Here is a 13,700-nt window from a genome sequence, read left to right as displayed (position 1 = left end):
GCTACCTTTAAACCCTCGTTGTTCTTTTTTAATTTTATAGAAGGAATATATGACAGAATATTCACCCGATTAAGTCGGGTAGCTAATCAAGATGATTGACTTTCAGAAATGGTTTTAATGCAACGCTAGTGAGGGAAGATAAGTATTGCACGATGTTAACATTGCACTTCTGATGTTATTAATTGAAAAATTTAAGGGTCCGGCACAATAAGTTGAAAACGAATTATTTTAATACAACCTATGAAATTAAAACCGTATGAAATCAAAGTTTGTATATTTGATTTCATACGGTTTGTAATTTTTATAAGACCTTGTCCCAGCTTCATTTTTGTCAAGCGGATGGATATCTTGATAATTGTATGAAGGCAAATTAACTCAGTTTTATATCTTTAAAGCAATAGTACCTTTGAACCATTATCAAAAATCATCAATTATTTCATTGACAAAATAATTTTTTGTATATAAAATAAAATCAAATGCATGCCATTATTCAAATTATTATAACAATAACCTGGTTTCTATCAACTTTTCTAGGAGGGGATAAGGATTAAACCAAACATTATGTGTTTATAGGGCTGATGATAAGGTTACTAACACAAACCCATATTTTCAACAATTACATGAGCAGTATAAAAACTCGGCTTTCTGGCCGTTTTATGCACCGATGTAAGCGTTTGCTTTATGGGGTTATATAGACTCAGGATTGAACGATTAAATATTCATTATAAGGTTCGATTGACATTCTAAATCAGACGGGTGGAAAACAATGAGGGTAAATAAGTTTTATCTGTTTATAGGTTTGGTCTCTCTTTTATTGGTTGTATCAGGTTGTAGTGACAACCAAGAAACTATTGCCAAAAAGGCAGATAAAGAGAAAACGGGATTACCGGATCAGATGACCTGGAGTGTTTATGATGTGGGGTCCGGCGGATATACAGAGATGTCAGCAATTGCCAATATGCTTATCAATGAATATGGAACGGGGGTGCGGATGTTACCTTCATCAAGTGGCGTTGCACGAATGATCCCGCTAAGGGAAGGATTTGCATCAATAGGAAAAGTTGGGGATGAAGTTCAATTTTCCTTTGAGGCATTGGAAGAATTTGCACAACCGAGCTGGGGCCCACAAAACGTTCGTGCGGTTTGGGCGCCGCCAAGCCAATATGCCTTTGCAGTGCGAGAGAATTCAGGTATCGAGACAATAGCGGATTTAAAAGGAAAAAAGGTACCAAAAATTGTTGGGAACTCATCCGTTAACTTCAAAACCGAAGCCCTTCTTGCATTTGGCGGATTAACTTGGGACGATGTTGAGGTTATTTCAATGACATCCTATTCTGGTGAATCAGAAGCATTGGTGCAAGGACAAATTGATGTTGTCGGAATGAATCCAACTGCTTCAGCTATGATTGAGGCAGATAGTAAGGTAGGACTTCATTGGCTTGAAATGGAAAAAGACAACAAAGAAGGTTGGGATCGGACGCAGGAACTTGCGCCCTGGTTGTTCCCTGAAGAGACAAATACGGCAGTGGGTGCGGATGGACCAGTTACTGTTCCAAATTACGGATACATGATAGCAGGATATGCAGACCAAGATCCGGATACTATTTATGCGTTAACGAAGGCAATGGTGGAACATTTTGACCAATACAAAGGCGCCAGCGCAAATTTGACTTATTATGCAAAAGATGAAGTACTGACAGAGCCTATAGGCATTCCCTTTCATAAGGGAACTATACGATATTTTAAGGAAAATGGGATGTGGAGTGAAGAAAAAGAGGCAAAAAACAATGCGCTCATTAAAAGATATGAAGGGCTTCGAGAAGCTTGGGAACAAGTAAAGGACGAGGCGAAGAAAAAGCAGATCAGTGATGAAGCATTTCCGACATACTGGTTAAAGCGAAAAGAGGAGTTACTACAGCAATAACGAAATAAGGTGGGGAAGGGATTGGTATAAAAAATGAAATTAAAGCGGTTAAACAAGTTTTGGAAAGTCATTGTCGTTGTTGCTACATTGATTGGGATTTTTTTATCCGTTAATATGTTGTTTTACTTGGAAACATTTGGATTATCCCTCATACAAAATGCGTATTTGTATTATTTGCTAGCCTGCTTTATGCCAATCAGCTTTTTGATATTTCCTGCAAAAAAAACACAAACAAAAATTAAATGGTTTGACTTTCTATTGTTTGTTGTATCTTTAATCATTGCTGTCTATTTTGGAATAAATGGAGAGCAGATGATATTGAGAGGTTGGGAGTGGATTGCGCCTCCTTTGGCAACAACATTTAGCGTGATATTTTGGGGTTTATTACTTGAAGCCCTAAGAAGAACCGGAGGATTGGTTTTAACCATCGTGTGTGCTGTTATTTCACTTTACCCACTTGTCACGCATAAAATACCGATTGAATTTTTACAAGGACAAAATTTTGATTTTCTTACGCTAGCAAGAAACCATGTGATGAGTGCAAACAGTGTTTTGGGAATTCCCTTTACAACAGTAGGAAACCTTATTATTGGCTTTTTGGTATTTGGTGTGGTGTTGACATATACCGGTGGTGGTGAATTCTTTTTTAAGCTTGCCCAGTCTATGTTTGGAAGAACACGGGGCGGAGAGGCAAAAATCAGTATTATTAGTAGTGCTTTCTTTGGAATGCTAAGCGGAAGTGCGATATCTAATACTGTTACAACCGGAGCAATGACGATACCGGCAATGAAAAAATCAGGATATAAACCGCATTACGCCGCCGCGATTGAAGCAACAGCTTCAACGGGTGGGACGATAACTCCGCCAATTATGGGATCAGCAGCATTTATCATGGCTTCCTTTCTTGCGGTTCCGTACTATGAAATTGCTTTAGCTGCTGCAATACCGGCCGTTTTATATTTTATTTGTTTATTGATTCAAGCGGACGGTTATGCCGCAAAAAATGGATTAACGGGCGTATCAAAATCGGAACTACCTTCATTTTGGAGGACAATGAAGAACGGTTGGTTTTTTCTGCTGGCGCTTCTCCTGTTGATTGTCATTTTAGGCTTTCTTAATTCAGAAGGCCAGGCGCCATATTATGTAAGTATTGTGCTACTTGTCATAGCTATGATTAATAAAAAAACAAGATTGAATTGGAACAAACTTTTCAATATGTTTGCTGAAATGGGAAAAGTTCTAAGTGAAATTGTATGTATTATTGCGGGGATTGGCCTAGTAGTCGGGGCACTCTCTATTACTGGCGTTTCTTTCTCATTTTCCAGAGAACTTATCGTTGCTGCCGGTGATAGTCTGATATTGATCTTAATTGCAGGTGCGATTACCAGTTTCATATTGGGAATGGGGGTAACCGTTTCAGCCAGTTACATCTTTTTGGCCGTGATTATGGCACCAGCTTTAATAGAATTGGGAGTTGACCCTATCGCAGCTCATTTGTTTGTCATCTATTGGGCGACTTGCTCATATATTACGCCACCAGTTGCGCTTGCTTCATTTACTGCGGCGGGTATTGCTGGATCGAAACCATTAAAAACAGGAATGACATCCGTTCGTCTTGGGATAGTAACCCTAATCATTCCATTTTTCATTGTATACCAACCCGCCCTGATAGGTCACGGGAAGCCGACGGAGATTGCGATTAGTGTTGTAACTGCTTTGTTAGGAATATTTATGTTTTCTTGTGCACTGGAAGGCTATTTATTGGGAGCTGGTAAAGTAGATAATATATTTATGCGAATAGTTTTGTTTGCAGCAGGGCTTTTCATGTTGATCCCTGGGCTAATGACGGATGGTATTGGTATGGTTTTGACATTATTAATTTATTTGATCCTATTGTATAAAGCAAAAATAAAAATGGATAACAAAGAGAAGTTGGAGGTTTTATGATGTCAAAAATGGAGGCATTACAACAAATGTTGAATCCTGAATCAGTGGCAATTGTTGGTGTTTCAAAGGATTTTACCTCGATTAGTGGAAAACCTTTGAAAAATTTAATTCGTCATCGATTTAAAGGTGAAATCTATCCTGTAAACCCAAAATACGATGAAATTGAAGGCTTTACTTGTTATTCGAGTCTATTAGATATTCCTGGGGAGGTCGATGTTGCGTTAATCGCTGTATCTCATAAAAGAATGCTTCAAATCCTTGATGAATGTGTACAAAAGGAAATTTATCATTTAATCCTTTTTGGTTCAGGTTTTGCGGAGGTGGGTGAAGGGGGTAAACAACTTCAAGAAGAGGTATTAGAAAGGGCTAGTAAGGTGGGGATTCATATTTTAGGTCCGAATTGTATCGGATTGTTAAATGTAAAAGAAAATATTCCATTGGGCTTTGCCACATCATTTGAAACGGATGCCGGTTTTCGATCTGGCAATGTTGGATTTGCATCCCAAAGTGGTGCACTGGGGTTTTCATTGTTCGGGCTGGCGCAAGAGGAAAGTATCGGATTTTCATATGTTGTAAATACAGGAAATCAAATGGATGTTCATACGTTGGATTGTATGGAATATATGCTTGAAGATGATGATACGGATGTGGTTGCGGGTTATTTAGAAGGTATACCTGATGGAGAGATGTTAATTCAGCTATCAAAGCGTGCCAAGCAGTTGGGGAAACCATTAATTCTCTTAAAAGCAGGACGCTCTAATTTAGGGAAGCAAGCTGCAATGTCACATACTGCGTCGTTAACAGGATCAGAGGTGACATTTCAAGCAATTGCAAAACAATACGGCTTAGTTACAGTCAATGATGTGGATGACATGATTGATGCGATGAAAATTTTCGCTCGTTCAAAGAAAGCAAAGGGAAACCGTGTAGTCACAGTCTCAAATTCCGGTGCGGCTGGAATAGCAATGGCAGATTACAGTGAACCATTGGGGTTGGAGCTTACTCGTTTGTCTAGGCAGACAAAGACAAAGATTGAAAAGGTAATTCCGCCTTACGGATCTGCGCTCAATCCGATTGATATTACCGCTCAAGCATTAAAGGAGCAAGATATTTTGACGGATACACTAGAAGTTTTGATTGACGATGATCAGGTTGACGTGATTGTTGTTCAAACAACTTTTGGTGGCGAATTGGGAAAGAAAATTTGTAATAAAGTAGCAGAAATTGACCAAAAAACAGATAAACCGATTGTTGTTACGATAACTGGCACGAATGAATTGACTGGTAAAGGCCGTGCAATTTTGCAAAATAAAGGTGTACCCGTTTATACAACATCCTATAAAACGATGTTAGCTATCAAATATTTGGTCGACTTCACTACGTTTTGCAATAAGGATGATATAGTGCCATCCAACCAAACATTTATCATAAATGAGGGTAAGGAAGGAATAAAAGGAGTTTGGACTGAGGAGCGAGTAAAGCAAGAGCTCTCTTCGTTAGGAATACGTGCTGCACAAGGGACTGTCATTAAAGATTATAATCATTTGGAAAGCGCAAAAGATAATCTACCCTACCCAGTAGTAGGTAAGATAATCTCTGATGATGTTCTTCATAAAACAGACGCCGGTGGTGTAAAAATAAACATTCAAAATTCCAAAGAGCTAGAAGAAGCTTGTGAAGAAATCTTGAGTTCGGTCAAAAAAAATATCCCAGACGCACATATTGAAGGTATTCTTGTTGAGGAAATGATACAAGATGATGGATTAGAAATGTTTATCGGTGTGAAGGAAGACCCTGAATTTGGCTCGCTCATTGTATGTGGTCTGGGGGGGATATTTATAGAAGTTTTAAAAGATGTTTCCATTCGAAAGGTACCAATTAATCGTGATGAAGCATATGCCATGCTTAGAGAACTGAAAGGGTATCCAATGCTGGAAGGTGTAAGAGGTGAGAATCATAAAGACATTCATGCACTAACAGAAGCACTTGTACGTATTTCAGAGTTTGCATCACATTATAATGGCAAAATTCAAGAAATGGATATTAACCCAATAAGAGTATTTGAGGAAGGTAAAGGGATTGCAGCTTTAGACGGCATTATTATTTGGAAAGACGATGCGAAAAGCTCTACTTATGTCGATTCTATATAAAACCATTAAACTGGAGGAATATGAATGGGGGAAACCTTCACAAATACTTATTTGCAATGGCTGAAAGAGGAGTTTGAGAAGTCGCCGTTTTGGCAGCATATGGATATTACGTTTGAACGCTTAGAAGTAGGCGATGTTATGATTCAAATGCCAGCCAAAACCGAATTAATGAATTCAAACGGTGTGATGCATGGAGGAGCAATAACTTCCATCTTAGATTCTGTTATTGGGGTCACGATTCGTTCAACCAAAGAAGTGCGAGTGGCAACGATATCGCTAACTACGCAATTTGTTGCACCCGTGACGGGAGGAACTTTATATGCATCGGCCAAAATTATTAATCATAATAAAAAAATTCAATATGTAGAATCAAAGGTCTCGAATGAAAAAGGTGAGACAATCGGAATTGCATTAGGCACATTTAAAGTTTTGCCTCTGAATAGAATGAACACATTTAACCCTGTACAGAAAGGAACATGATGAACAAAAAATCTTGTTTTGTTTATAAATATGAAGGGTTTTATATTAAAGGTGCACCTTTGAAGATATTTTAAAAATATAGAGGGAGTGGGAGAATGGATTTCCAATTAGATGAAGAAATAAGCGCATTAAAGGCAAATGTAAAGGATTTTGTTTATAACACTGTCGATCCAAAATCAGCTGAAATTGAAGAAAATGATTTAGTCCCTGAAGACATCATGAATAAGAGTAAGGAAATGGGGCTTTTTGGATTAAGTATCCCTAGTGAATATGGTGGACTCGGGATTGGAATGGTTGGTAAAGTCGCTATTTATGAGGAACTAGGTAAGACAATTAACGGCTATACAACACTTATTGGGGGCCATACTGGAATTGGTACCGTTGGGATTGTAGAAATGGGTAATGAGGAACAAAAGAAAAAATACTTGCCGAAATTGGCAACAGGTGAGTATATCGGTGCTTTTGCTCTGACAGAGCCAAGTGCCGGATCAAATGCCGTTAATATAAAAACCACTGCTGTCCGAAGGGGGGACAAATATATTCTGAATGGATCCAAGCACTATATTACTAATGGTAATATTGCGGATGTATTTACAGTCATGGCTGTTACCGATCCAAGTAAAGGGGCAAAGGGCATTACATCATTTATTGTTGAAAAGGATTATCCCGGGTTTGTCGTAGGAAATATTGAAAAAAAGATGGGGCTTCATGGCTCGCAATCAGTTGAATTGTTTTTCGAGGATTGTGAAGTGCCCGCGGAAAATGTACTCGGGGAAGAGGAGCAAGGTTACATAAATGCTCTAAAGATATTAGCAAACGGCCGTGCAGGATTGGCCGCTCGTAATCTCGGATCATGTGTGAAATTAATGGAGCTTACCCTGGACTATGCAATGGAACGCATTCAGTTTGGAAAGCCGATATTTGAACAGCAGGTGATTCAACATTATTTAGCAAACATGGATCTTGATATTGAATCATTACGCAGTATGACTTATCGGGTTGCTTGGATGGTAGATGAAGGCATGAATGTCATAAAAGAAGCAGCAATGGTTAAGTTACTCGGTTCAGAAGTTTATTGCCGCGTTGCTGATCAGGCTGTACAAATTCATGGGGGCATCGGTTATATGAGTGAATATCCAATTGAACGCTATTATCGCGATGCAAGAATCACAAGAATCTATGAAGGAACTTCCGAAATTCAGCGGAACATTATTGCTGGTCAATTAAAGAAGAACTATAAATAATTATTGGGGGGTATAGTAATGGAATTTGAAACAAAGGTTGGAAAGTCGACGAAAGATAAAATCCATGTACATGGGTATGACTTGACTGAGGATTTGATGGGACATATCACACTTGCCGACATGGCCTTTCTTGGGGCAAAACACCGAAAGCCAACAGACAATGAGTCCAAAATGTTGAACGCGATTTTAGTTGCTATTTGTGAACATGGCTTTACACCGAGTTCTGTCTCTACACGTTTAACCTATCTCGGAGCTCCTGAAGCTGTTCAAGCTGCTGTGGCTGCGGGACTACTTGGTGCTGGCACCGTTTATCTTGGTGCGATGGAATATGTAGCTGAAATGCTTCAAAAGGCATTTGAAAAGCACGGAGAAGATAAGGATATTAAAGAAATAGCTTCCATTATTATTAAGGAAAGAAAAGAAAATGGCCTTCAACTTCCCGGCTTTGGCCATCCAATTCATAAACCTGAAGATCCGCGTACAGTAAAGTTATTTGAAATAGCAGAGGAACTTGGATTTCACGGTAGAAACTCAAAACTATTATTAGAAATTCATCGTCAATTTTGCGAATCTAAAGGGAAAACAGTCACCTTAAATGCAGTTGGTGCAATTGGAGCCATTATGGCTGATATGGAAATGGATTACCGAGTTGTGAAATCTTTTGCAGTTGCTTCGCGTGCTGTCGGATTAGTGGCACATGTTGTCGAAGAAATTGAAGCAGGCAGAAAAGAGAGTGTTGGTCAACAGTTGTTTGATTATATTGAAGAACATACAGATTATTGCGGCTAACGATATTCACTATTATAGGGTCGGGTCATTCTCCAAATCAGGGGAACGGCCCGATTTAACATAGAAGATACTCTTTACCGATGCATAATTGTTATTTAACGAGATTATTAGGGGGTCTATTATGGAAGAGCAACAAAAGGAGACAAACAGAGAGAAAAAAAAAATACAGAGTACCCGCTGTGGATAATGCCGTTAAAATTTTAACGCTATTAAGTCGTAAGAAGTTTTTTAAAAGTAATCTATCCGAAATTGCAAGGGCATTATCTTTAACCCCCACAACATGTTATCGGATTTTGCACCGTCTTGAGGAACTTTCCATTGTCCGCTACGACAAAAGTTCAAAGCGATACAGCTTAGGTCCGTACCTGGTCGTTTTGGGGGAAAGAGCAAAGGAAAGCCTATTTGATATTTCATTAGTTATTCCATATTTAGAAAGCCTCTCCGAAAAAACAGGCCTGACTTGTGTACTTGTAAACCGAATTGGGGAAACACGATCAACAATTATCGCAAAAGCGGAAGGGGGGAATTTCGGTATAAACGTTTCAGTGGGACGACATTTTTCCATAGTGGATGGGGCATATGGAAAATGCTTCTTATCGTATATGGATGAAGAAGAAGCTGATAAACTACTGAGAACAAATAAAGGCTTGCGGATACTGTCGGAACAAGAAATTATAGAACTAAAACAGGAATTCCCACTTATTCGTAAAAGGGGGTATGCAACGACATTTGGCGAGTATATTAAAGGTATATTTGATGTAGCCGCACCCTTATTTAATACTGATAAAACAGTGGAAATGGTTATATGTCTGTTTGGTATGACAGCTCAATGTGAGGGGCATGAATTAGCATCAAAAGGGGAACTGTTAAAAAGCGTTGCTGATGAAATTAGTGCAAAAATAACCGGATATGATAAATAATCTAGTAAATTTAATTTTTGGATGGAGGCGGAATATGGGGTAGGTTAATATCTACAAGGTATTTGTAATAATGGAATTTGTCTCATTACATTCAGGTTTTTACAGTTCGCGAAGATTGAATAAGACAATAAGATAGAATTTGGAAAGGAATGAAGAATAATGGGGAGATCTAACGTCCCTAAATTGAAAGCTGAATTTGGTGGTATGCCCACAACAAAAGGGTTGAATTTCTTTGAAACCGATCCCAACTTGGATTTTCTACTTCGTTATTATTTATCTAAAACGGATTATGAGCAGGCCTTCCCACTTCTATCATATTTGGGAACAGTGGCAGGTGATGAGCTGGATGATTTATCCCGTGAAGCGGATCGCCATCCCCCGGAATTGGTTTCTCATGACAAACGCGGTAACAGAATTGATCACGTAAAATATCATCCTTCTTATCAACGGATGGAAGAAATAGGATATAGCCAATTCGGTCTTGTTGCTATGTCACATCGTTCAGGTGTGATGGGTTGGCCAACTCCTTTTTCAAGGGTTTTAAAGTATTCATTTTGGTATTTATTTGCTCAATCTGAATTTGGACTTTGTTGTCCAATGAGTATGACTGATTCAGCGGCTTGGATCCTAGAGCAATTTGCCAGCACTGAAATGAAAGAAAAGTATGTACCTCGCATGACTAGTACTGATATGAGTGAACGCTTGATAGGTGCTCAGTTTATGACCGAAAAGCAAGGGGGATCTGATGTTGGTGCGAATACAGTAAAGGCCAAAAAAGTAGGAAATCACTGGAAAATTACGGGTGATAAGTGGTTCTGTTCTAATGTTTCAGCCGATGTCGCTTTAGTGCTGGCCCGTCCGGAGAGTGCACGTATAGGATCAAAAGGATTGGCAATGTTTTTAGTACCTAAAATGTTGGAAAATGGGGACCATAACTATTATCAAATTAACCGATTAAAGGATAAACTTGGTACAAAAGATATGGCTTCCGGTGAGGTTACATTTAAAGGTGCGATAGGATACGTGGTTGGTAGCATTGAAAATGGGTTTAAACAAATGATGTCAATGGTAAATTCATCTCGTCTTTCAAATGCTGTTCGCTCAGCAGCTTTGATGAGAAGAAGCTATTTGGAAGCACTTGTTTCAGCAAGGGGAAGAACGGCTTTTGGCCATTCGCTAAGTAATTTACCTTTAATGCGGGAAAGTATTTTTGAACTTCTTATTGACACTGAGGTAGCTGCATCAATGATTTTTTATACTGCATGCGTGTTTGATAAAGCAGACAGTGGTAATGAGGAGTCAAGAAAATTACTTCGAATTTTAACTCCTGTGCTAAAGGGTTATATTTGTAAACGCGCTCGATATGTTGCTGCCGAAGCAATGGAAATTCGTGGTGGCAACGGATATATTGAAGAATGGGTCAATCCAAGACTCGTTCGCGATGCTCATTTAGGTTCAATCTGGGAAGGCACGACAAACATTGTGGCTTTGGATGTGTTGCGGGCAATAAACAAGGATCAGTCAGGGAGAGCATTCCTTAATGATTTGGAAAAACGTCTCTCAGGTTTGAAAAATAAACATGTTCGACAGGTGGCTGAACTTTGTCAACATAAAGTAGTGAATATGCGTGAAAAAGTAGAAAAAATTGCACAAGGGCAAACACCTGAACACGAAATTTCCGCAAAACGGTTCATGAACCAAATGTATCATCTTTGTGTTGTGGGATTACTGTTGGAGGAGTCTGATTATCAACTCTCACATAATGACAATTACCGAAAATTGCTTTTATGTATCTACTATTGTCAAAGATATTTAATCCATTCGGATGGATCGACTATTTTTGATAGGATATTAAATGGGTGGCTAGATCCGATTATTGATTGGGAACAGATTCCTGAGTACGTCATAAACGATTTGCTGCAGGCAATAGAGAATGTAAAATAGTATGCTAGAAATTAAGAATGCTTTCTTTATATATTTCACAGGCTGGTAGAGGAAACATCATAATAGTTTGGTGAAAGCTATATTAAAATTTTTTGAAATTCTTTTCGAAATAATTTAGTTAAATGTCTGTATGTAAATTAGAATACTACTGTTCTATATACAATTTAATCATCTTTCCAATGATTTGAATATTAATTTTAATAATGAAGGGGAAATCAATTATCCAAGGGGGGCTAGACAAATGAAAATTATAAAAGTTGATGAAAAAACAGTGCCGATTAGTAGTGAAATTAGTAATGCATTTATTGATTTTAGTAAAATGACTGCATCCATCGTTGCGATTACAACAGATGTGATACGTGATGGAAAACCTGTAATAGGTTATGGATTTAATTCTAATGGTCGATATGCGCCAACGGGTTTACTCAATGACCGATTTATTCCTAGATTATTAGAGGCGAAAGCACAAGATATAATAAACGATGAAGAGAATAATCTTGACCCATTTAAAATTCACGATATTCTCATGCAAAATGAAAAGCCAGGAGGGCATGGGGAAAGATCTGTAGCGGTAGGAGTACTTGACATGGCGATATGGGATGCTGTTGCAAAAATTGAATCAAAGCCATTGTATCGTTTACTGTCCGAGCGTTATGGAGACGGGCAGGTAGATGATAAGGTATTTGTTTATGCAGCAGGAGGTTATTACTCTCCCGGAAAGGGGTTAAAGGAATTGCAAGATGAAATGAAAAACTACCTTGACTTAGGGTATACACATGTCAAGATGAAGGTTGGGGGGGCGCCATTACACGAAGACTTAAAACGAATTGAAGCTGTGTTGGAAGTAGTCCCTTCTGGTCAACACCTTGCAGTTGATGTGAATGGTAAATTCAATTTAAAAGAAGCGATTGAGTTTGGAGAAAAAATTGAGGACTATAATCTCTTTTGGTATGAAGAAGTTGGAGATCCCCTTGATTATCGTTTGCAGGCTGTTTTATCAGAACACTACCCAAATCCTATGGCAACAGGGGAAAACCTTTTCTCATTCCAAGACGCAACGAATTTAATCCGCTACGCTGGGCTAAACCCCAAAAAAGACTATCTACAGTTTGATTGTGCACTTAGTTATGGGCTTGTAGAATATATGAAAATACTTGATATGCTTGAACGGAATGGTTGGTCATCCAGACGGTGCATTCCTCATGGTGGTCACCAGCTATCATTAAATATAGCTGCAGGATTAAAACTTGGTGGAAATGAATCTTATCCAGGTGTTTTTCAGCCATTTGGCGGATTTGCTGACAATTGTGCTTTCGAAGATGGTTATGTAAGTTTACCAAGTATTCCGGGTATTGGTTTTGAAGCAAAAGAAAATTTGTATACAGAACTTGCAAAAATAGGGGGTTAACCACCTGTTTAAAGCTACTTAACTTGTTGACGGAAGTTTCAAACCCTATGCCGAATAAGATTTTAGGAATACTAATTTCACACTTTCCAACCCCTATGGAACATACAATAGGTCTACTAACCGTCCAGCAAGATGAATCCTCTGATACAGTCTATTTAATTCAATATAATTTAATGTAATTGGGAAGAGGGTTAGTATGATACAAAAATCGAAAGACAATTCACTAGATAAATCATTAAAAATTATTAGATCATTTGTAGATGGAAGTGATACTTGGGGAGTACGGGAGTTGGCGGCATATTTGAAATATACGGTTCCAACCACCCACCGAATTTTATTACAATTAAAAGATCACGGTATTGTAGATTTTAACCCTGAAAGTAATAAATATTATATAGGTACAGAATTAATCAGAATAAGTTCAAAAGTAGCAGCAAATAAAACTAGTTTACAAAGTATATCCAAACCTTTTTTGAAAGAACTAGCAACCAGGTATGGAGAAACTATCTGTTTATTAATGCTTAAAAAAGATCGGAAAAAAATTTTCTGGGTAGATAAGGTAAATGGAACAAAACCCTTACAATATATTATCCCAATAGGAGAGTTGCAATCCATTCCATATGGTAGTAGTGGAAAATCTATTTTGGCATTTCTTGAAGAGGATCTTATAAAGGAAATTTTAAATGAAGAAGGTTTTACTGAAAAAGAGGAATGGGAAATAATGGAACAACTTAAATTAATAAGGGCAGCAAAAGTTATATCTACAACTAGTGAGAGATTGGAAGGATCGACGGGTATTGGTTCACCTATATTTGATTTCAATAATGAACCAATTGGAAGTATTATACTTACCGCACCAACTTCAAGGGTGACAAAAACAGTAATTGAAAATGC

10 protein-coding genes are annotated in these 13,700 nt (G+C 38.2%); all 10 read left to right on the top strand.

Annotated elements, in window-relative coordinates:
- Positions 1 to 766 precede the first annotated feature (766 nt).
- Positions 767 to 1,924, top strand: a complete 1,158-nt coding sequence (locus ABRT01_RS17020; RefSeq protein WP_367748850.1) for a TAXI family TRAP transporter solute-binding subunit — start codon at positions 767 to 769, stop codon at positions 1,922 to 1,924.
- Between the two features lie 33 nt (positions 1,925 to 1,957).
- Positions 1,958 to 3,871, top strand: coding sequence for a TRAP transporter permease (locus ABRT01_RS17015; protein WP_367748848.1), 1,914 nt, complete (start codon positions 1,958 to 1,960; stop codon positions 3,869 to 3,871).
- Positions 3,871 to 6,021 (top strand): acetate--CoA ligase family protein, encoded by a 2,151-nt coding sequence (locus tag ABRT01_RS17010; protein WP_367748845.1) that lies wholly within the window; start codon positions 3,871 to 3,873, stop codon positions 6,019 to 6,021. Before ABRT01_RS17015 ends, ABRT01_RS17010 begins: the two co-directional genes overlap by 1 nt.
- Before the next feature lie 24 nt (positions 6,022 to 6,045).
- The gene (locus ABRT01_RS17005) at positions 6,046 to 6,501 is read left to right on the top strand and encodes a PaaI family thioesterase (RefSeq protein ID WP_367748842.1); all 456 of its coding nucleotides are present in this window, start codon (positions 6,046 to 6,048) and stop codon (positions 6,499 to 6,501) included.
- Between the two features lie 95 nt (positions 6,502 to 6,596).
- Entirely contained in the window at positions 6,597 to 7,745 is a 1,149-nt protein-coding gene (locus ABRT01_RS17000) for an acyl-CoA dehydrogenase family protein (protein ID WP_367748839.1), read from the top strand.
- 18 nt (positions 7,746 to 7,763) lie between these two features.
- The gene (locus tag ABRT01_RS16995) at positions 7,764 to 8,534 is read left to right on the top strand and encodes a citryl-CoA lyase (protein ID WP_367748836.1); all 771 of its coding nucleotides are present in this window, start codon (positions 7,764 to 7,766) and stop codon (positions 8,532 to 8,534) included.
- 179 nt (positions 8,535 to 8,713) lie between these two features.
- On the top strand, positions 8,714 to 9,454 hold the full coding sequence (locus ABRT01_RS16990; protein WP_367748833.1) for an IclR family transcriptional regulator: 741 nt from the start codon (positions 8,714 to 8,716) through the stop codon (positions 9,452 to 9,454).
- A 159-nt stretch (positions 9,455 to 9,613) separates the two neighbouring features.
- A complete protein-coding gene (locus ABRT01_RS16985; RefSeq protein WP_367748830.1) occupies positions 9,614 to 11,398 on the top strand; it encodes an acyl-CoA dehydrogenase family protein in 1,785 nt (594 codons plus the stop codon).
- A gap of 241 nt (positions 11,399 to 11,639) precedes the next feature.
- Positions 11,640 to 12,806 carry a mandelate racemase/muconate lactonizing enzyme family protein gene (locus ABRT01_RS16980; RefSeq protein ID WP_367748827.1) on the top strand — a complete coding sequence of 389 codons (1,167 nt, stop codon included), beginning with the start codon at positions 11,640 to 11,642 and terminating at the stop codon, positions 12,804 to 12,806.
- 196 nt (positions 12,807 to 13,002) lie between these two features.
- Positions 13,003 to 13,700, top strand: a 698-nt coding sequence (locus ABRT01_RS16975) for an IclR family transcriptional regulator (RefSeq protein WP_367748824.1), incomplete at its 3' end; no start/stop codon positions are given.

Origin of the sequence: Lentibacillus sp. L22, assembly GCF_040812445.1 — a bacterium.
Classification (GTDB): Bacteria; Bacillota; Bacilli; order Bacillales; family Amphibacillaceae; genus Lentibacillus_C; species Lentibacillus_C daqui.
This window is presented reverse-complemented; position numbering and strand designations above follow the sequence as displayed.